The organism is Halorarius litoreus, assembly GCF_024362405.1.
Lineage (GTDB): Archaea > Halobacteriota > Halobacteria > Halobacteriales > Haloarculaceae > Halorarius > Halorarius litoreus.
This window is the reverse complement of record NZ_CP101454.1, coordinates 2,616,899-2,635,121: the sequence shown is the minus strand read 5'-3', so window position 1 is coordinate 2,635,121 and position 18,223 is coordinate 2,616,899. Positions and strand designations below refer to the sequence as shown.

The window sequence follows — 18,223 nt, the reverse complement described above, 5'->3', positions numbered from 1 at the left end:
CACTACATGAAGTCGGAGAAGCTGGCCTGGCCGTCGTCCTCGGCCGCTTTCTCCTCTTTCGCTGGCTCGTCGTCGCTGGTGGGCTCGTCGCTCGACCCGCCACCGAGCGTCGCTTGCTGTGGGCTGTCGTCGCTTTCAGCTCCTCCGTCGGCGTCCGACTCGGCTGCCTCCTCCTCGACGCGCTGGAGGAAGGCGTCGCCCGAGTGCTCGACGGCCTCCTGTTCTTTGAGTTCGGTGGCGTCCTCGATAACCGACGCGACCTTGTTCGTCGACTTCCCCGAGCCGGTGATGAAGGAGACGTGTTCGGCGTCGAGGTCGTAGCGGGCGGCCATCCGCACCGTGAGGTCGCGGTTCTTGCAGTGGTGGGTCATCACCTCCAGATACGGCACGATCTCTCGCCGCGCCGTGGCGGTCGAACAGCCCGCCACCTCGGCAATCTCGCGTGCGATGTAGTCACGTGTCTTGTCTTTCGTCGACCGATAGGGGGCCCCGCCGTAGCGCGTCCAGCCACCACGCTTGGTCTTCTTCGCCGAGGCGACCCCGGCGGCGATGTTGTCCGTCGCGTAGCGCCAGTACGAGTAGTTCTGCGTGGCGCGGACCCGGCCGAGCCAGCGGTCGGCTTTCGCGATGTGCCGGTACGCGCGGGCGAGTTCGTCCGCCTCGTACACCTTCGGGGCCTTGTCCTCGATCCACTGGAGCAGGTCGTCGGGGGTCTCGTCGACGTCGTAGGTGAGGTACAGCGCCTCCTCGGCGTCCTTCTCCTTCAACACGGCATCCAGAAACTCGAAGATGCCTTTCGTCTTGTCGCGCTCGCTCGCCGTGACGTCCTCGACGTCGATGCGGGCTTTCCCGTCGGCGACCGCCTGCAGGTCCTTGACGGCCCCCCGCAAGTCGCCGTCGTTCTGGTCGGCGATGCGCTTGAGCGCTTTCTCGTCGAACTCGATACCCTCCTTGCGACAGAGGTCCCGGAGGACGGGGACGATAGACCGGCTCGAAACGTCGCGGAACTCGATGGTTCGGCAGGCCTTCCGGAGCCCGCGTGACATGTCGTAGAACTCGTTGGCGATGAGCACCATCGGCTGGTTCGCCTCCTTCACGAGCTTCGTCACGGCACGGGCACCGCCGCGGTCGTAGGTGCCGTGGATGTTGTCCGCCTCGTCCATGATGACGAGCCGGCGACCGGGCTGGCCCTCGACCGACTGCGTGAGCGTTCCAGATTTGGCGGCCTCGCCGGCGACGCGCTCGATGACGTCGGCGGTGCGCTGGTCTGAGGAGTTGAGCTCGATGACCGGCCACCCCATGTCGTTGGCGAGCGCGTGCGCCGCAGAGGTCTTCCCGACGCCGGGCGAGCCGTGGAGGATGACGGCCTCGCGGTGGTCGTCCCAGGTGCGCGCCCACTGTTCGAACTCGTCGCGGGCCTTGTCGTTGCCGCGCACCTCGGAGAGCGTCGAGGGACGATATTTCTCCGTCCAGTCCATTACTGACTCCTCGGCGCGTCCCGCGTTTAGTGGTTGCGGAGGGGGACGGTTGACGGGACCCCCGAAGCTCGCGTCGGCTCAGTCGTCGGCCGCCGGCATCCCCGTCTTCGCTACCTCGACCGAGGGCTCCATGTCGTTCGGGAGCCGCATGAGGTTCCAGACCGGCGACCGTCGAGCGCCTGCCTGGAGGACCTCACGCTGTTCGTCGGTGATGTCGCCGGACACCTCGATGGTGATGTCGATGTCGTCGAACGTCGTCTCGCTGTTCTCGACCTCGTCGAGGAAGAACACGACGCTCGGGTCGAAGTCGAGTCGAACGCTCGTTTCGAGTCCGTCGATGTCGATGCCTTCGTGGAGTGCCGTGAACGAGACTGCGACGTTGAGACAGCCGGTCAGCGTCGCGAGCGCCACCTCGATGGGCTCGGGTCGGTCCGTCGGGCCGACGAACCCGGCAGCCGCCTCGACCTCACGCCACGCCCCCATCGGCAAGGTGTACTCGCGGGTCGCTCGCTCGATGGGCTCGCCACCGAGACTGTACGCTTTCACCTTCGTGAGCGAGTGGCCGGCTCGTCCCTCGTACGTTGCGCTCGCCGAGAGCTCGAGCTGTATCTCGTCGCGGTGTGTCGCCGCGTGCTCTGCGAACTCGCTGAACCGCTCCAGATCTACCCCGTGTTTCACTACCATGCCACTAGCTACCAATGCGTGAACAATTAGTATAGATATCTAGTGAATGCTTTTTCATATCTAGTGAGTGGTACTCACGTCGTATGCAGTTCGCTATCGAGAGCCTGTCAAACACATCGATAGGGCCACACACGTCGAGAATCACCACGGTAAGAGACGCCTGTCGTGATCGGATGTGACCACACACTTTTGCGGTGTGACGTGGTATTAACTCACATGGACGACGCCTCGCAGGTAGTCATGGACGCCGACGCAGTCACCGAGTTCCTCGGGACCGGGGGGACCGGAGTCCTCTCGCTGTCGGCGGGCGACGAGCCACCCATCTCGCGGCCCGTCTCCTACGGCTTCGACGAGGAGACGGGCTGGCTCTACTTCCGACTCGCCGTGGGGCCCGACAGCGAGAAGGCGGCAGCACTCGGATCCAGCGGCGCCTCGTTCGTCACCTACGAGGAGACCGACGACGGGTGGCGGAGCGTCCTCGCGACCGGGCGGCTGGCGTGGGTCGAAGCCGACGAGGACGTCACCGAGGTGCTCGCGGGGCTCGGACGAGTCCACATCCCGCTGTTCGACGTGTTCGACAGCGACACCCGTGACCTCGAGTTTCGCTTCGTTCGGATGGACCCGGACTCGTTGACCGGGCGCGCCCAGACCGTGCCGCCGGAGTGACAGCAGTCACGCTGCCGGGACGGCGTCACGGCGCCACAGCGTCGACGCCAGCGCAGCACCGACGCCGAAAAGCAGGCTGACCCCGAGCATCCCGACGATGCCGAACGCCGACTCGAACCCGCCACCCGGCGTCGCTCGGAACTCGAGGACGAGCCACGGGGAGTCGGGGATGCCGACGACGAGCGAGTCGACACCGAGTATCGAGAGGACAAGCGGTGCCGCCAGCGCCGCGAGCAGGACGACGCCGAACGCAACGCCCGTACCCATGAGCGCCCGGATGAGGAACGCCGTGGCGGGTGTCGGGGGGAGCGAAACGTCGGTCTCGCGCCCGTAAACCCGGAGGCCGGTGGTGTGGTCCTCGACGACGACGTGTCGTGGGTACCGGAGCAACAGACCGGTCATCCAGAGGTCGCCGATGGCACCGGAAGCGTTGACCGCCAGCGGCAGGACGAGCCACGGCGCGTCGAACAGGACCATCGCTGGAACGCCGAAGGCCGTGATGCCGACGAGCGGTGCGACCGCGACCGCGAGGAACTGGTCGCGAGTGAACCGGTGGGTCGTCGTCGCGTACGCGTACGGCATGACGTACTGTGCGAGGCCGACACCGAACGATACGTCGCCGCCGTACCAGCGGATGACCGCCGCGTGAATCAGTTCGTGGACGACGATGGTGCCGGCGATGAGCACGACGACGGCGACGAACGCGAGGGCAGTCTCGAACGCCTCGAACTGGAAGCTGACGAACGAGAGCGACGACCGCCCGGTCGCCCAGGCGTAGATGCCGCTGAAGAGGAACGCCGCGACGAGGAACAGCCCCGTCCCGATGCCCGTCCAGACGAGGACAACCTCGCGTGTGGGCGTGAACTCCGTGAGCACCCGGTCGGTCGATGGGACGGTTGCCATGTCACCGATACGTCGTCCCGTCAGATGATAAACATACTGCGCCACGTGATGAACCGACACACGTCTCGACAACGCTTTTTTCCGGCCGCTGCCGACGCTCGCCCATGCCACTGTTTCCGACGGAGCTGACGAGCGAGCGTCTCCGCTACGAACGCGTCTACCCCGGCGAGACCGACCCGTACGAGGTGTACGGGGCGGCCGGTCACCACGCCGACCGCATCGAGGAGACCACCGCGTACCTGACGTGGGAACCCCACGAGACGCCCAAGGAGTCACAGGAGTTCGTGGCGTTCGCCGGCGAGCAGTTCGACGCCGACGACGGCGCCCACTACGTCCTGCGCCCGAAGCAGGGCGAAGACGGGGCGGACGAGTTCGCCGGCACCACTGGGTTGAGCGTCGACTGGGAGCGGCAGACCGCCGAACTCGGCATCTGGCTGCGACCACGGTTCTGGGGCCGTGGCTACGCCGGCGAGCGCGCGGCGCGCTTCTTCGACCTCGCGTTCGACCGGCTCGACCTCGCGCTCGTTACGGTCGCACACGACGCCCGCAACGAGCAATCCCGGCGGGCCATCCAGCGCTACGTCGACCGGTTCGGGGGCCGCAAGGAGGGGCGACTGCGCAACGGCGGCCTCCGGCAGGACGGGACGCCGTACGACCTCGTCCGCTACTCCGTCAGCCGCGAGGAGTGGGCGAATGCACGGGAGTGACACACACGAACGGCCACAACGTACTTTCAGCAGGCGAGTGAACTGTGTCGTATGTCGAGCAACAGAACCCTCCGAGACCTCCCGTTCGGCGTCGGCGCCGCGGCTGGCGCCGCGGCGTGGGTACTCACGTACCTGTTCACCTACGTCATCACGAGCAGCGAGATCCAGAACTCCATCATCGGCCGCCTCACCGACATCCCCACGTGGAAGGCTGTCGGCTGGGTGTTCTACAACGCCCACTTCACGAGCACCATCGTCGACGTCCCGCTCGTCGGCGGCGCGACGAACTTCATCGGCGGCGAGAACGGGTTCACACCCCTGCTGTACGTCATCCCGCCCGTGCTCCTGCTCATCGCCGGGCTCGCGGTCGGTCGGTACGCCGGCGCGGGCGAAGACACCGTGCGTTCGGCACTCGCCGGTGTGACGCCCGTCATCGGCTACGGCGTCCTCTCCGTCGTCGGCGTGTTCCTGTTCGCCACGCAGGAGCCCTCGGTGACGCCCGACGCCGTCACGGGCATCCTCCTCGCCGGCATCGTCTACCCGGTCGTGTTCGGTGCCGTCGGCGCCGTGGTCGCGGGGCTCACCGCGAGCAACGGCCGGCCCGAGTCGACGACGAATAAGCTGTAACCACCGTCACAGGTCGCGGGCGACCATCTCGCCCCAGTGGGTGAAGTCGTGGCGCTCGTAGAACGCCCGTGCCCGCTCGTTCTCGCGGTCCACGTCGAGCACCACCCGGTCGAGCGGCAGGTCCTGTGCGCGGGCGTGGTCGAGCCCACGGGCGAACAGGTCGTCCGCGAGTCCCGTTCCCCGATACTCGGGGCGAAGATACAGTTCGTTGACGACGGCGGCGTCCCAGACGAACGCGAGCCGCTCGGGGAGCAAGAACACGTAGCCGACGAGGTCGTCGTCTGCGGTCGCCACGAAGATGCAGTCCTCGTCGTCGGTACACCGGGCGACCCACGCGAGCCACTTGTCTCGATAGGCGTCGGTCAGTTTGTCGTCGTACGCCGCTTCCTTTTCGTCGCTGCCGGCAGCGCCCAGGCCGCGCTCGAACACGACTTTCAGCTCCCACAGCCCGTCGGCGTCTCCCTCCTCGTACGGGCGGATGTCGGTGTCGGTCACTCCGTGTCCGTGGGGGTGCCGGTGGCTTCAGTCCCCCGGAGCCGGACCCACGTGACGAGCAGGCCGGCGACGATGAGCGTCAGGTGCCAGCCACGGTAGGCGATGGGGAACGTCCGCTTGACGCCGGCGGGTTCCTTCCCCTTCGAGGGGTCGACGCCGCTGCCGACGTGGACCTCACGGGTGGAACCACGCTGCCCTACGTCGACCGACGGCGCGTTCCCCCCGCCGTCGGCGACGTCGACGAACGTCTGGAACAGCCCCTGTGTCGAGGAGTAGCCGGCCCGACCGTCGAGGCTGACGAACTGGTCGTAGACGGGGTAGAGGACGTTGACGCCCTGTGCGGTGAACAGGTCGAGCCCGATGCCCGCGAACGTGAAGCCGGCGAGCGACGCCCACGCGACCTGCACGCCCCAGCTCCCGTAGTGCCCCCGGAGCCACGAGGTGTCACGGACGCGGGTGTCGTAGTAGACCGCGAGAGCGCCTGCGAGCGGGAGAAACAGGGTGTGGAACGCCGCGCGGTGGGTCGATTCGACGACGAGGCTCACGAACACGTCGAGGTCGGGGACGATAGCGACGGCGCCGACGACGAGGAGCGCGCGCTTGTCGTACGCGCTGCCGAGCACCCCGGCCGCGATGAGCAGGGCGAACGCGACGTGGACGACCGTCGACGGCACTCAGACCACCCCCCACGAGCGCAGGCGGAACCGGACGCCGAGGACGACCACGCTCGCGACCACGACGAGCAGTTCCCAGCCCGAGCTGATGGCGAAGAACACGCGTTCGAGCCCCTGGTCCGGCCCCTCGGCCGGGTTGAGGAACGTCGGAACGACGTAGCGGTTCGCGACGGTCCCGCGGCGCGACCCCGGGAATAGGGGCCCGCCGTCGAGCGAGGGCTGGACGAACGTGAACACGATTCCCTGCTTGTTGTTCAGCTCGAACTTCCCGACCACGGAGTAGAAGCGGTCGTGTACCGGATACAGGGGCGCTGCGCTCTCGACGTTCAGCAGGTCGAGCAGGATACCCGGGACGACGTAGGCGGCGACGGCGACCCACGCGATGCGGATGCCCCGCGCGCCGTACCGGGTTCGGAGCCACGACCGGTCGCGGTAGCGGGTATCCCAGAGGATGAGAGCGGCGGCGACGCCGGGGACGAACACGTTGTGCAGGAGGGCGTTGTGCAGCCCCTCGACGGCGAGCGCTGCGACGGCATCGAGGTCCGGGGCGACGCCCGCAGCGACGACGACTGCGACCGCCCGCGCGTCGAACTGCTCGTCGAGGAGGGCGGCGGCCAGCAACCCCGCGAGGGCGGCGGCGACGAGGGTCGACGGCATCTGTCGGCGATGGGGACGGCACCGGCTTAAACCGACCGCCGGCCACAACTGGGACAGGTGGGCGAAGGGGACGCGCTTTTATTCGCGCCCGGCAACGTCCAGCCATGACCGACCACGCCGCCCGCCGGGAGCTCGCCGAGAAGATGGCCGGCGAGGTCGTCGTGAGCGACGACCCCGGCGCGACGCTCCGGAAGTGGCGCGAGGAGTTCGGCGTCACCGGCACCGAACTCGCCGACGAGCTGGCCGTCTCGGCGTCCGTGGTCTCGGACTACGAATCCGGCCGCCGGGAGTCGCCGGGCATCGGCGTCGTCCGCCGGTTCGTCGAGGGGTTGCTCGACATCGACGAACGGCGCGGCGGCGACCGGCTCCGCCAGTTCGCCCGCGTCCTCTCGGCCGGGTTCGAGTCCGACATCGTCCACGACCTCCGGGAGTACCCGGCGACGATTCCTCTCTCGCGCTTCTACGACGCCATCGGCGCGACCGAGGTCGCCGAAGGCCGCGCCACCACCATCGCCGGCCACACCGTCATCAACTCGATTCAGGCAATCACGCGTCTCTCCTCCGAGGAGTTCTATCGTCTGTACGGTCAGTCGACGAACCGTGCGCTGGTGTTCACCGAGGTCACCCGAGGGGAATCGCCGCTGGTGGCGATGCGTGTCGTCACGCCCACCCCGTCGGCAGTCGTCCTCCACGGCATCGACCCCGACGAACTGTGGGAACACGCGCCGAAACTGGCGCAGGCCGACGGCTTCTCGCTCGCGGTGACGACGATGGAGCTGGAGGCGATGCTGGAGGGGCTTCGGGAGTTGCCGTAGCCACGCGGTCACTCACGCCGGCGTGGCAGTCCCGGTCGGCGTGGCGGTTGCGTTGGGCGCCGCGGGGTCGGCGCCACTGTAGCCACTCCTGTCAATCCACCAATTGAACTGCGCATCAGTGTCTGGACCGACAGAAATGTTTTTCAGCTAACATTCATTCCCTCGCCACACGTTCACACAGTTGGTGGCGAAAGATGTACCACACCCTCGGTGGCCTAATCGCGAGTACCGCGTTCATGATCGTCCTCTACTACCCGGCCATCGCGGCCTGAAGGGAGAGAGGGCTCGTTTTTCAGTGTCGGTGGGTGAACAGCAACACGTCGTTGTCGTGTCGCGAGACGCAGATGTCGAGCATCCGGCTTAGTTCGAGTGAGGTCTCGTCCTCGTGGATGACGACGAGATCGTCGAACGGCGTCTCACAGGCGGGACAGGCGACGCTGACGGTGTTCCGGTAGCTGGAGACGCCGCCACCGGACTCCTGTGGGGTCAACGCGGAGATGAGTTCCTCGTAGTCGGTGTCCTCCATACTGGCGACTCGGAGCGGCGCTGTGAAAACTTTTCTGCGCGAGTCGCCCCTACTCGACGAACCGGTACTTGCGCTCGCCCATCCGACCCCAGCCGTCGAAGACGAACTCGCCGTCAGGAGCCGTGAACTCCTCGAAATCGCGGTCCTTCGAGTGGTCGTGGGCGGCGTGGACCTGCTCGTACTCCTCGAACGAGAGGTCGTAGCGCGCGTCGATCTGCTCGTCGATGTTGAGCGCGGCGATCTCCTCCTCCCAGCTGTCCTGGAGCGTCTCGTGGTGGATCTCGGCCTGTGCGCCCGAGCCGTAGGAGCCGACGAGCAGGCGCTCGCCGGTGAGGTCACGCCCCTCCTCGTACGCGCGCTTCAGGCACGCCGCACGCGCGACGTGGACCGACCCGGTGTACCAGTTGCCGACGTGGCGCGCGATGTCGAGCGTCGGGTCGATGGTCGCGTCGTACCAGTCGGCGTAGTGGTCGGTGCCCTTCAGCGCGTCCGTGTACTCCTGGACCGCCTCGACGTAGTCGTCCCAGTCGTCGAACGCCTCCTCGCGGGGCTGGCGCCCGATTTCGGCGGCGAGCTCCTCCTCGATCTCGGTGTCGCGCGTGATGTGCCGGTACGCGAGCAGCGCGGCCTTCCGGACCATCCCCGGGAACGGAGTGTGGAACGGCGCGTACACGAAGTCCTCGGGGTGGATGTCACCCGCGACGGACTCGTAGTCGACGAGCGCCTCGCGCATCCGCGCGAGATACACCTGCACCGACCGCTTGCCGTCGACGCTCGGGAACTGCTGGTTCGGCTTGAGGAAGTCGGTCTCGTCCGCACTCCCGTACCCCTGGTCGCTCGACAGTTCGACCAGGTCCGGGTCCTCCGAGATGAGCATCGCGACGGCGCCGGCACCCTGCGTCGCCTCGCCGGGGTCCCCTCGCTTGTAGAGCGCCGTATCCGTCGCGACGACGATGGCCGACCGCCCACGGTTTCGACCGGCTCGAATCCAGTTGTACGCGTCGTCGACGGCCTGCGTTCCGGCGACACACGCGAACTTCCGCTCGCCCTTGTTCGCGTGGTGGAAGTCGCCGTCGAAGGTCTGTTCGAGACAGCCCGCGATGTACGTCGAAATCGGCTTGGAGTTGTCGAACGACGACTCCGTGGCGACGTCGATGCGCCCGATGTCCTCGGGTTCGAGCCCCTTGCGCTCCATCAGCCGCTTGGAGGCGTTCGCCCCCATCGTCACGATGTCCTCGTACGTGTCGGGGAACGACGACTCGAACAGCCCGAGCCCCTTCGTGTACTTCGCGGGGTCGTCGCCCTTCTCCGGGGCGAACGTCTCCGCGAGGTCCAGTTTCAGCTTGCCGGTCCAGATCTCGACCGCGTCGATCCCTACGTTCGTCATGGCTGTAGGGTTGCGACTCTGGTATAAGTGTTTGACGACAGTGAGTTCGTCAGGTGTCGAAAATTCTCCACCACGGGTCGGCTTGACCAGATGACTGGCTAGCTCGTCTGAGTCTCGTTGGAGCCCGTGTTGTTATTCGCATCGGTGATCTCGACTACCACGTACCACGGATCACTTCCAGACCCTTTAGCGGTGGTTGAATCGCTGACTGAGACTGTCGTTTGCCCACCCGAGAAGCTGCCCGACGCAGCGTCCAGTTGAGTGGTTTTACTACTACTGTTGTACAACGTGACGGTGTAACTGGAGATATCGTTGTCCGGGTCGCTGGCTGTGAACGTCACGTCAATATCACCAGTCTTTCCATTGGAACCGATATTAGATGCGGTGGCAGAGTCGATGGTAACGCTAGGGGGGTCACCTGTCCCACCTCCACCAGCTGCGCCAACCTCGACTGCTTTCGTCACTGTGTCTGTCGCCCCCTCGTCGTCCGTCACGCGAAGCGTGACATTGTACGTCCCAGACGAACCATAGGTGTGTGAGGGTGTTTCGCCGCTGCCCTCGTACGAGCCGTCGCTCGTCCAGTCCCAGTCGTAGGTCAAGCTACTCCCCTCGGGATCGCTCGAACCCGAAGCATCGAAATCAGCGGTATTCAGGGCTATCGATGTCGCCGTGAACGCCGCCGTCGGCGGGTCGTTCGAGACCGTCGTGCCCTGCTTCGGCATGTTGACGAAGTAGTTCGCTTCTTGGCCATCGGTGAGCAAGATGTTGAGAACAGCCATGTCCGACTGTGAGGGGCTGTAGAGTGAATCATCGGAGTTATTGAATGCGACCGCGAGTGACGTCGTCGCTCCGCTCCCTGTGAACGTGACGTTCGAACTGGGCTCGGCAGGAGCGCCACGAAGTTGGAGATTATCGACCTCGCGCGCGCCGATCGTCGTATTAGCACGGTCGTACTCGAAGATGTCCATCTGGGATGGTCCATCGTTCGACCCAGCCTGATAGAAGTTGAATCGGACCTCACTCAGGTTCACATCGTCCCCCGGATTGGTGAAGGTCAGAACGATGATGTCCTTGGTATCCGGATCTCGCTCGACGTCGCTGAGTCGCACGTCATCCGCCCCAGAGGGGTTGATGTCCCCGCCTTGCCCCGCCACTCGTGTAGGCTGGTTAGTTGGTGCCGTTCCTGCTCCGACGACCGGACAAGAGATCTCGTACGCCGCTGGCTCGAGCGTAATCGTAACCGTCCCATCCCCGTTGGCGGTGACGGCCTCCACCTGGCCCTCGTTCGCGAGGAGTTCCTCCCACTTCGTTACGCTGAGTTGCGTGGGGACGGTCAGGTTGGTTTCATCTGAGGCGTTCGTCGAACCGATTCCGGTCTTTCCGGCGGTGATGTCGACCACCGCCATGTCCGTTCCGTCGCGCTGGTAGGTCGAAAGGAACGCAGGAAGCGTGATTTGTTTCCCCTTGATGATGGTCTGCCCGCTGTCGAGTACCTCCGTACCCCCCTCCTCTCGGAAGACGACACTGTTCTCGTAGTGGACCGTCTGTCCACGCTGATACACGTTGTAGTTCGGCTCGTAGACCAGTGACTTGGTCGGAACCGCTCCGTCGTCGTCGGTTTCATCGTAGCCACAGATCGACTCGATGTCCGCACCCGGCGCATCGAGTGACAGCTCTCCCGTGCCGACCGAGACCGACCGGAGCGAGCCGCTGGCGGGGCTCGGGTTGACCGCGAAGATACGCGGCGGATAGGTCGTCCCCAGTTTGACCGACGCCGTCCGGGGATCACCGGTCGCACCCGCCTCAACGATGTCGTTCCGAAGCAGCTGCATGTCGTTCGTGACGACCTGACTGTGCTGGAACTCCACCTCGGCGTTCTGCTGCGGCACGATGACTGCCTGAAAGAGGGAGAACGCGATGATGAGAAAGCCGAACAGGATGATGACCCCCACCTGTACCGGCTGCCCCCGGGTGTCCATTGTCCTACGAACGTAGCGGGACGGTCAAATGCGTTCCGGCAGGGTCGGGGACCGTGTCTCGTGGTGGTGACCGCGTGCCCAACACGTACGACGAGACACGGCGGTCGCCCCACCACGCGTCGAGACCGTCGGGCGGCTCAGTCTTCCTCGACGACTTCGGGGTCGGCGAGCGCCGTCTGCAGCGAGTCGAGCCCGTTGATCCACTCTGCGACGAGGCCGTACTCGAGTTCATCCACGACGCTCATGTCGAGTTCCGCACCGTCGATGACGAGCGTCCCGGCCTGCACGCAGTAGCCGAGTGCGGCGTCGAGTTCTTCTTCGGCCTCCGCATCCGCGGCCGCCCGGATGTACTCCTCGACGTCACCCTCGTCTGCGGGGCCACCGACGACGAACTCCTCGGCCGCGTAGAACACACAGACCAGCGAGGTCTGGACGCCGTCGACGAGCATCAGCTTGTCCTCGTCGTCGAGCTCGACCTCGCTGAGGACGATCTCGCGAATCTTCGCCAGTTCCTCGAGCGCCATGTCCTCGCCGATGGCGTCGTCGTCGAAGTCGGCGACGATCTTCGCGACCGCGATGGCCGCGTCGTCCTGCAGATTCAAGAGCAGCCGTGCGGAGTCCTCGTCCTCGGTGTCGAGGTCTTCCTCCTGGAGGCGGGTGATCCAGTTGTTCCAGCGTTCCTCGGTGTAGTACTCGTCCGGGGGGTTGCTCATGTGGCGAGGTACGCACGGCTAAGGTTATGTCTTGTCCCTCGCCTCGCGTGTGCGGTGGCCTACCACCGGGGGACCTGTCGGATGACCGTCACCGACCTGTCCCCCGGCCGGACAGGCTTAGGATGAAAACAACCATCCGTCCGTGTCGGCTCTCGTAGCGTATGATAGCAGTCGTCGGAGGCGGCGTCGCCGGACTGGCCGCCGCCTATCGCCTCCAACAGCGGGGCCACGAGGTGACCGTCTTCGAGGCGAGCGACACGGTCGGCGGGCTCGCAGCGACCTACGAGACCCGCGGCGACCGCATCGAGGCGTACTACCACCACCTCTCGAAGTCCGAGGAGACCATCGTCGAACTCGCCGAGGAGCTCGGCGTCGGCGACCGCGTGGAGTGGCGCCTCGGCGAGAACGCCTACTACGTCGACGGCGTCGTCCACCCGCTCGACACGCCGTGGGAGATCGCCGCCTACCCGCATCTCTCGGTGTACGACAAGTTCCGCCTCGGGATGCTCACCCTCGAAATCGACGTTCGCGGTGGTGTCCCGTCGTTCGACACCTACGAGAACCTCGAGGACTTCGAGGACGTGCCCATCAAGGAGTTCCTGCTGGAGCACACGACACAGGGCGTCTACGACTACTTCTTCGAGCCCCTCCTGGACGCGAAGTTTGGGAGCCGGAAGGAAGACGTGTCGGCGGCGTGGCTCCTCGGGCGCATCAAGTTCCGGGGAGAACGCGACATCCTGCGCGGCGAGATTCTCGGCTACTTCGAGGGCGGCTTCGGCGTCCTGCTCGACGCGCTCGTCGACGCCGTCGGCGAGGAGCACGTCGTGACGGGCGCACGCGTGCAGGACATCGAGTTCGACACGTCGGTGGAGACGCTGACGGTCGAACACGCCGACGAGACCGACGAGTACGCCGTCGACGACGTCGTCGTGACGACGATGCCGCACCTCCTGGAGCGGTGGACCGGGTACGAATGCGACATCGACTTCCAGGGCTCGGTGTGTGCGGTGGTGGGGATGGACGAACCTCTGACCGACACGTACTGGCTCAACATCGCCGACGACGCGCCGTTCGGCGCGCTCATCGAGCACACGAACTTCGTGCCCGCAGAGAGGTACGGCGGCGAACACCTGCTCTACTGCGCGTCGTACGTGCAGAGCACCGACGAGGAGCTGTGGCAGCTCGACGACGACGGCGTCGAGGAGCTGTGGCTCGAGGGCATCGAAGAGATGTTCCCCGAGTTCTCCCGCGAGCAGGTAAACTGGGTGCAGGTCGCGCGCAACCCCCGCACGGCGCCCGTCTACGAGCGTGGCTACCTCGACATGGTCGTCCCCTACGACCTCGGCAACGAGGTGGCCGAGGGGCTCTACTACGCGGGGATGGCCTCGAAGGCACAGTACCCCGAGCGGTCGCTCAACGGCGCGGTGGTGGCGGGGTACGAAGCGGCAGACCGGGTCGTAGACGGTCGGTAATCAGTCCGCGGTTCCGTCCTCGGCACCGGGTGCAGCGGACACATCTACGTCCTCCGGCTCCGGGGTGTCGCCGCCCTTGTGGAGTTCACCCTCCCCGTCTTCGACGTACACGTCGTCGGCGAAGCCCGCGATGGCGTTCTCGAACTCGGCGTACTCGAGTTTCTCGGGCGTTGCGGGCGCCTCGGCGACCCCATCGACGGGCGCGAACGCGCCCAGCGGGTCGTCGATGGTGATGCCGTGCTCGCGGAAGAACGACTCGTAGCGACGGTAGTGGTCCTCCAGTTCCCCGGCAGGGATCTCCATCATCTCGGTCCAGCCGTGGTTGAAGAAGTCGAAGTTGGCCTGGATGTGGGTGATCTCGCGGGCCTCGGCCTCGGGGTACCCTGCTTGCAGGGCGGCGACGTAGGCGTCCATCGTCGCGTCGAAGAAGTCGTCGAGGTGTGCGCGACGGGGCTCGCGGTTGGCTTCGTCGGTCTTGTTGAGGAAGATGTCGGTGTGCATGTCCACCAGCTTCTCGGTGACGGCGGCGCCGACGAGCGGGGCGGTGAGCGCCTTCTTGGCGGCCCAGTGACGGACGTTCTGGCGGATCTTCATACCACGTCTTCGGGCTGGAAGCCCCTTGAGTTTCCCGCCCCCGGCGAACGCGGTGTGGAGGCGGTTCGCGGGCGGGCAAAAGCGCCCGGACGACCATGATACATTTGCAGATAGCAACTCCCATTAGCCCCGGTTCCCAACCCGGCCGTATGAGTACGTCGCACGTCATCATCGGCGACGGCATCGCGGGGAGTTCCGCCGCCGAGACCATCCGGGAGGCCGACCCGGACGCGTCGGTGACCGTCATCACCGACGAGGGGGAAGCACTGTACAACCGTATCCTCATCAAGGAGTTCGCCAAGGGAAAACTCCCGGAGGCACCCATCTCCATCCACGACCCGGACTGGTACGAGGAGCGCGACATCGACCTCGAGTTGAACACGCACGTCACGACGGTCGACACCGACGCCCACGAGATTCACACGCACTCGGGTGACGTCTACGAGTACGACAAGCTGCTGGTGGCGACGGGGGGGACGCCCACGCAGCTCCCGGTCGGGAACTCCGACGCCGACGGCATCCACCACTTCTGGACGTTCCAGGACGCGCGCAACATCAAGGAGAGCGCCGAGAGCTCCGACGACGCCGTCGTCGTCGGTGCGGGCCTGCTGGGTATCGACCTCGCGGCCATCTGCGGCGCGCAGGGCGTCACGGGTAACTACCTGATGCGCGGCGAGTGCTGGTGGCGCTACGCGCTCTCGCCCGACGGCGCCGAGATCATCCACGACGCGCTGCGCGAGATCGGCGTCACGCCCGTCTTCGACTCCGGTGTCGACCACTTCGAGACGGACGACGACGGCCACGTCGTCGCCGCCGTAGATCCGAACGGCGACCGCTACGAGGCGGACTTCGTCGGCGCGGCCATCGGCCTCGACTTCAACACCGAGTTCCTGCAGGACACCGACCTCGAACTCGACGACGGTATCGTCGTCGACGAACACATGCGCACCAACGTCGAGGACGTGTACGCCGCGGGCGACATCACGCAGTTCTACGACGTTCTCCTGGGAGAACGCGCCCAGAACGGTGCGTGGGGCTCCGCGAAGGAACAGGGGTCCATCGCCGGTGCGAACATGGTCGACGACTGGGACGCGACCCCCGAGACGTTCGAGTGGGTCTCCTCGTACTCCATCACGCACTTCGACTTCCCGTTCCTCTCCTTCGGCCACCCGACGCTTGGCGACGACGACGTCGAGAAGAAGTTCTCCGACACCGAGTGGCGCCGGGTCGCACTCAAGGACGGCAAGGTCATCGGCGGCGTACTCATCGGCGACCTCGCCCCGCAGTCGAAGCTGAAGCGACTCGCCCGCGAGGGCGTCGACGTCTCCGACCAGAAGGAGCTCCTGGTCGAAGAGACCATCGACCTCGAGAAGTTCGAGGCGCTGGAAGCCGAGTAACCCGTAGCCGAACCGAGTAACCCGTATCCGAAGCGTTTTCTCCCGTCCGCGTTCGAGTCAGGGTATGCAAGGCGGCGGCTCTAGCGACATGACCCTGGCCTTCGAGTTGGAGGCGCTGAAGCGACTCGCCGACCCGGAGGCCGTCTTCACGAGCGCCCGGACGTGGAGTGAGTACGTCGGCGTAGTGAGCGACAAACCCACGTACGTCGTCACGAACTTCACGCGGAAGAACCGCATCCGACAGGACTTCTTCTCCGGCCCGCGCGGCAAGGAGGAGTCGTTACGGAACGTGAAACGGCAGTTCGACACCGACCGGCACGTCTTCATCGGGACGAGCGACGAGGACGCGGCGGTCGCCGACGAGGTCGACTGGGAGTATCTTCCCGTCGAACAGGCCGCCGAGGCGGCCGAGTGGGAGCTCGGCGACCCCGAGGAGACGCGCAAGGAACGCGAGGCCGACGACGACCGCGACGACTGGCCGTAGAATGGACGTCGGCACCGCACTCGACGAGGCTGGCGCCCGGTTGCGCTCGCGCGCTGGCCTCGTCCTGCTCGTCGCGTTCCTCGTCGTGGCCGTCGCGGCGGTCCTCGCACGCCAGACGCTGCTCGCAGCCTCGCTGACGCAGTTTCTCGCGCAGGGGGGCGACCCCGCGACGCTCCCCGTCCCCCCAGAGGACCTCCGACCGGTCGCGCTCGCGCTCCCCGTCGGCTACGGCACGAGCCTCGGGCTGTTCGCGCTCGTCGCGCTCGCCAGCGAGTACCTCTCGATCGTCACGCTGCGGACCGTCGCCGGCGAGTCGCTTCAGGCGGCGGCGACCCGACGGCTCGGCCCGGCACTCGTCGTCGGCATCGTCGTCGGCGTGCTGGTCAAGACGCTCGTGCTCGTCGGGCTCATCGCCTTCCTCCTGCCCGGGCTGTACATCGCCACGGTCCTGCTGTTCGCACACGCGCGCGTTGCCATCGACGACGCCGGGGTCGTCGACGCCCTAGCCGGGAGCCGACGGCTCGTCCGTGGTCGCGTCCTCTCGGTGGGGGCCGTCGTCGCCACGCTCGTGGTGCTCTATCTCTTCCCGCGACTCGCCAGCGGGTTTCTCCCCGTGGAGTCGACGGGCCTGCTCGTGGGGGGGCTGCTCGTCGGGCTCGCGAACCTCCTGTCGACGGCGCTCGTCGCCCGGGCGTACGTCGGGATTCGGGAGGCGGGGGCCGAAGAAGAACCACAGGAGGAGACCGAGGACCCCTACGACGCACCGCTGGGGCCCGACGACCTGCCCGAGCCCTGAGCCCAATCGGAACGGTTTTTCCGCGCGCAGGCCCGAGAGTCGACAATGCCTGAACCGCGCGTGCCGGGTGGCCGAGGTGAGCAGCTCGAGCTCCCGTGTGGCGAGACGAAGTCCACGCACGACCTCGACATGGGGATGCGGGAGTTCGCCTGCGACTGTGGCGAGCGTCACGCCGTCGTCGTCGACGTCCACCCCCTCTCGCGGTTCGTCCCCGAGTTCCTCGTCGACACCCTGCGAGCGACTGTCGACACCGCCGACGACTCCCCGGAGTTCTCGACGACCCATCTGATGGGCATCGTCCTCGAAGAGTTCCCCGAGAAGGTGGTCGGCGCGGACACGAGCGACGACGGCGTCGTCGGCTACGCGATGGTGTGGGTCAGCGAGTTCGACTCGCGACGGCTCCACGAGATCGCGGTCGAGCTCATCGTCGAGCTGATGGAACACGCCATCTCCCACGCCGAGAGCGACGACGCGATGAGCCAGTTCGAAGAGCAGATGCTCCAGTTCGACGTGAGCGCGTTCGTCGAGGAGTACCGCCGCGAGCGCGACTTCGAGACCGAACACGACACGCCGGCGTGAGGACGGGGGACGTGACCCGGTGTGTCACCCACACCCCCCTCGACTGTCGGACAGGCGTCGATTAGTTTCACTTGGATTCCCTCACGCGATTTACCCCAAACCGGCGTCCGACGCATGTCTGACGGGTGATTATGGTGGTAGGGGTGTTGTGTATGCACATGCGCATACGCCGGGGTGAGTTCGAGCGAATCCGATCCGTGCTCTCCGAGGCGGAGACCGAGGAGCCGCTGACGGCCCGGGAGATCCTCGACCTCCTCGAGGAACACGGTGAGGAGTTCGAGAGCGCACACCGCGTGGCGACGGTGTTGGGTCGACGCGCTCAGCAGGGCGAGGTCGAAGTCATCCAGGACCAGCCGTACCGCTATCGCGTCGGCGCGAACAACTGAGCCGACGGCGGACTGTCGCGCGGCGTGCCGGGCGGCGTTTCTGTCAGCCATATAAAACGTGAGTTCTCGACTGAAGAGTGCAACGTCCGGTGTTCGCCACCGTCCCACAGGCGCTGTTGGGGGCGCACGCGGCGCCCAGCGTCCGTTCGCGCTCTCGGCCGTCACAACGATTGCCCGATTCGAAATTCGCAATCGAGTTTCGGT

The 18,223-nt window shown here is 66.1% G+C and carries 21 protein-coding genes; 10 read left to right on the top strand and 11 right to left on the bottom strand.

Annotation, left to right across the window (positions count from 1 at the left end; translation table 11 throughout):
- Nucleotides 1–2: 2 nt before the first annotated feature.
- A complete protein-coding gene (locus NL126_RS13720; RefSeq protein ID WP_255195444.1) occupies nt 3–1,478 on the bottom strand; it encodes a replication factor C large subunit in 1,476 nt (491 codons plus the stop codon).
- A 78-nt stretch (nt 1,479–1,556) separates the two neighbouring features.
- Nucleotides 1,557–2,162 (bottom strand): OsmC family protein, encoded by a 606-nt coding sequence (locus tag NL126_RS13715; protein ID WP_255195443.1) that lies wholly within the window; start codon nt 2,160–2,162, stop codon nt 1,557–1,559.
- 216 nt (nt 2,163–2,378) lie between these two features.
- On the opposite strand from NL126_RS13715, the gene NL126_RS13710 reads away from it, so the two are divergent.
- On the top strand, nt 2,379–2,828 hold the full coding sequence (locus tag NL126_RS13710; protein ID WP_255195442.1) for a pyridoxamine 5'-phosphate oxidase family protein: 450 nt from the start codon (nt 2,379–2,381) through the stop codon (nt 2,826–2,828).
- A 6-nt stretch (nt 2,829–2,834) separates the two neighbouring features.
- Here the strand turns inward: NL126_RS13710 and NL126_RS13705 are convergent, their stop codons facing one another.
- Entirely contained in the window at nt 2,835–3,731 is an 897-nt protein-coding gene (locus NL126_RS13705) for a DUF3267 domain-containing protein (protein WP_255195441.1), read from the bottom strand.
- 104 nt (nt 3,732–3,835) lie between these two features.
- Here NL126_RS13705 and NL126_RS13700 point away from each other — a divergent pair, with 104 nt between their 5' ends.
- Both NL126_RS13700 and NL126_RS13695 read left to right on the top strand, forming a co-directional pair.
- Nucleotides 3,836–4,438, top strand: a complete 603-nt coding sequence (locus NL126_RS13700) for a GNAT family N-acetyltransferase (RefSeq protein WP_255195440.1) — start codon at nt 3,836–3,838, stop codon at nt 4,436–4,438.
- 51 nt (nt 4,439–4,489) lie between these two features.
- Nucleotides 4,490–5,065: a DUF7978 family protein gene (locus NL126_RS13695; protein WP_255195439.1), complete on the top strand. Its 576-nt coding sequence runs from the start codon at nt 4,490–4,492 to the stop codon at nt 5,063–5,065.
- 6 nt (nt 5,066–5,071) lie between these two features.
- On the opposite strand, the gene NL126_RS13690 is transcribed toward NL126_RS13695, so the two are convergent.
- Genes NL126_RS13690 through NL126_RS13680 form a run of 3 tightly spaced genes read right to left on the bottom strand, consistent with a single transcriptional unit; the run spans nt 5,072 to nt 6,891 of the window.
- The gene (locus NL126_RS13690; protein ID WP_255195438.1) at nt 5,072–5,560 is read right to left on the bottom strand and encodes a GNAT family N-acetyltransferase; all 489 of its coding nucleotides are present in this window, start codon (nt 5,558–5,560) and stop codon (nt 5,072–5,074) included.
- A complete protein-coding gene (locus NL126_RS13685) occupies nt 5,557–6,234 on the bottom strand; it encodes a metal-dependent hydrolase (RefSeq protein WP_255195437.1) in 678 nt (225 codons plus the stop codon). Before NL126_RS13685 ends, NL126_RS13690 begins: the two co-directional genes overlap by 4 nt.
- Nucleotides 6,235–6,891, bottom strand: a complete 657-nt coding sequence (locus NL126_RS13680; protein ID WP_255195436.1) for a metal-dependent hydrolase — start codon at nt 6,889–6,891, stop codon at nt 6,235–6,237.
- Between the two features lie 104 nt (nt 6,892–6,995).
- Between NL126_RS13680 and NL126_RS13675 the strand changes: the two genes are divergently transcribed.
- Nucleotides 6,996–7,706 (top strand): helix-turn-helix domain-containing protein, encoded by a 711-nt coding sequence (locus NL126_RS13675; RefSeq protein WP_255195435.1) that lies wholly within the window; start codon nt 6,996–6,998, stop codon nt 7,704–7,706.
- A 292-nt stretch (nt 7,707–7,998) separates the two neighbouring features.
- On the opposite strand, the gene NL126_RS13670 is transcribed toward NL126_RS13675, so the two are convergent.
- The 4 genes from NL126_RS13670 to NL126_RS13655 form a co-directional block, all read right to left on the bottom strand.
- Nucleotides 7,999–8,232, bottom strand: coding sequence for a DUF7385 family protein (locus NL126_RS13670; RefSeq protein ID WP_255195434.1), 234 nt, complete (start codon nt 8,230–8,232; stop codon nt 7,999–8,001).
- 49 nt (nt 8,233–8,281) lie between these two features.
- On the bottom strand, nt 8,282–9,619 hold the full coding sequence (gene hmgB / locus NL126_RS13665; RefSeq protein ID WP_255195433.1) for a hydroxymethylglutaryl-CoA synthase: 1,338 nt from the start codon (nt 9,617–9,619) through the stop codon (nt 8,282–8,284).
- A gap of 98 nt (nt 9,620–9,717) precedes the next feature.
- Nucleotides 9,718–11,598, bottom strand: coding sequence for a PKD domain-containing protein (locus tag NL126_RS13660; RefSeq protein WP_255195432.1), 1,881 nt, complete (start codon nt 11,596–11,598; stop codon nt 9,718–9,720).
- A gap of 137 nt (nt 11,599–11,735) precedes the next feature.
- Nucleotides 11,736–12,311 carry a DUF2150 family protein gene (locus NL126_RS13655; RefSeq protein WP_255195431.1) on the bottom strand — a complete coding sequence of 192 codons (576 nt, stop codon included), beginning with the start codon at nt 12,309–12,311 and terminating at the stop codon, nt 11,736–11,738.
- Nucleotides 12,312–12,472: 161 nt separating this feature from the next.
- Here NL126_RS13655 and NL126_RS13650 point away from each other — a divergent pair, with 161 nt between their 5' ends.
- The gene (locus NL126_RS13650) at nt 12,473–13,783 is read left to right on the top strand and encodes an NAD(P)/FAD-dependent oxidoreductase (RefSeq protein WP_255195430.1); all 1,311 of its coding nucleotides are present in this window, start codon (nt 12,473–12,475) and stop codon (nt 13,781–13,783) included.
- On the opposite strand, the gene NL126_RS13645 is transcribed toward NL126_RS13650, so the two are convergent.
- Complete coding sequence (locus NL126_RS13645; RefSeq protein WP_255195429.1) at nt 13,784–14,377, bottom strand: DUF6149 family protein; 594 nt, start codon at nt 14,375–14,377, stop codon at nt 13,784–13,786.
- A 149-nt stretch (nt 14,378–14,526) separates the two neighbouring features.
- Here NL126_RS13645 and NL126_RS13640 point away from each other — a divergent pair, with 149 nt between their 5' ends.
- From NL126_RS13640 to NL126_RS13620, 5 genes are all read left to right on the top strand, one after another.
- On the top strand, nt 14,527–15,774 hold the full coding sequence (locus NL126_RS13640; RefSeq protein WP_255195428.1) for an NAD(P)/FAD-dependent oxidoreductase: 1,248 nt from the start codon (nt 14,527–14,529) through the stop codon (nt 15,772–15,774).
- An 88-nt stretch (nt 15,775–15,862) separates the two neighbouring features.
- The gene (locus NL126_RS13635; RefSeq protein WP_350355505.1) at nt 15,863–16,258 is read left to right on the top strand and encodes a DUF7124 domain-containing protein; all 396 of its coding nucleotides are present in this window, start codon (nt 15,863–15,865) and stop codon (nt 16,256–16,258) included.
- Between the two features lies 1 nt (nt 16,259).
- The gene (locus tag NL126_RS13630; protein ID WP_255195426.1) at nt 16,260–17,054 is read left to right on the top strand and encodes a hypothetical protein; all 795 of its coding nucleotides are present in this window, start codon (nt 16,260–16,262) and stop codon (nt 17,052–17,054) included.
- A gap of 45 nt (nt 17,055–17,099) precedes the next feature.
- Entirely contained in the window at nt 17,100–17,633 is a 534-nt protein-coding gene (locus NL126_RS13625; RefSeq protein ID WP_255195425.1) for a DUF5815 family protein, read from the top strand.
- 158 nt (nt 17,634–17,791) lie between these two features.
- Entirely contained in the window at nt 17,792–18,019 is a 228-nt protein-coding gene (locus NL126_RS13620) for a hypothetical protein (protein WP_255195424.1), read from the top strand.
- Nucleotides 18,020–18,223 lie beyond the last annotated feature (204 nt).

Bases quoted from the DNA above. Each gene is read 5' to 3' on its own strand.
- NL126_RS13660 (WP_255195432.1), bottom strand. From the start codon at position 11,598: ATGGACACCCGGGGGCAGCCGGTACAGGTGGGGGTCATCATCCTGTTC.
- NL126_RS13670 (WP_255195434.1), bottom strand. From the start codon at position 8,232: ATGGAGGACACCGACTACGAGGAACTCATCTCCGCGTTGACCCCACAG.
- NL126_RS13645 (WP_255195429.1), bottom strand. From the start codon at position 14,377: ATGAAGATCCGCCAGAACGTCCGTCACTGGGCCGCCAAGAAGGCGCTC.
- hmgB (WP_255195433.1), bottom strand. From the start codon at position 9,619: ATGACGAACGTAGGGATCGACGCGGTCGAGATCTGGACCGGCAAGCTG.
- NL126_RS13710 (WP_255195442.1), top strand. From the start codon at position 2,379: ATGGACGACGCCTCGCAGGTAGTCATGGACGCCGACGCAGTCACCGAG.
- NL126_RS13635 (WP_350355505.1), top strand. From the start codon at position 15,863: ATGACCCTGGCCTTCGAGTTGGAGGCGCTGAAGCGACTCGCCGACCCG.
- NL126_RS13630 (WP_255195426.1), top strand. From the start codon at position 16,260: ATGGACGTCGGCACCGCACTCGACGAGGCTGGCGCCCGGTTGCGCTCG.
- NL126_RS13695 (WP_255195439.1), top strand. From the start codon at position 4,490: ATGTCGAGCAACAGAACCCTCCGAGACCTCCCGTTCGGCGTCGGCGCC.
- NL126_RS13720 (WP_255195444.1), bottom strand. From the start codon at position 1,478: ATGGACTGGACGGAGAAATATCGTCCCTCGACGCTCTCCGAGGTGCGC.
- NL126_RS13655 (WP_255195431.1), bottom strand. From the start codon at position 12,311: ATGAGCAACCCCCCGGACGAGTACTACACCGAGGAACGCTGGAACAAC.
- NL126_RS13675 (WP_255195435.1), top strand. From the start codon at position 6,996: ATGACCGACCACGCCGCCCGCCGGGAGCTCGCCGAGAAGATGGCCGGC.
- NL126_RS13715 (WP_255195443.1), bottom strand. From the start codon at position 2,162: ATGGTAGTGAAACACGGGGTAGATCTGGAGCGGTTCAGCGAGTTCGCA.
- NL126_RS13625 (WP_255195425.1), top strand. From the start codon at position 17,100: ATGCCTGAACCGCGCGTGCCGGGTGGCCGAGGTGAGCAGCTCGAGCTC.
- NL126_RS13700 (WP_255195440.1), top strand. From the start codon at position 3,836: ATGCCACTGTTTCCGACGGAGCTGACGAGCGAGCGTCTCCGCTACGAA.
- NL126_RS13620 (WP_255195424.1), top strand. From the start codon at position 17,792: ATGCGCATACGCCGGGGTGAGTTCGAGCGAATCCGATCCGTGCTCTCC.
- NL126_RS13650 (WP_255195430.1), top strand. From the start codon at position 12,473: ATGATAGCAGTCGTCGGAGGCGGCGTCGCCGGACTGGCCGCCGCCTAT.
- NL126_RS13680 (WP_255195436.1), bottom strand. From the start codon at position 6,891: ATGCCGTCGACCCTCGTCGCCGCCGCCCTCGCGGGGTTGCTGGCCGCC.
- NL126_RS13705 (WP_255195441.1), bottom strand. From the start codon at position 3,731: ATGGCAACCGTCCCATCGACCGACCGGGTGCTCACGGAGTTCACGCCC.
- NL126_RS13640 (WP_255195428.1), top strand. From the start codon at position 14,527: ATGAGTACGTCGCACGTCATCATCGGCGACGGCATCGCGGGGAGTTCC.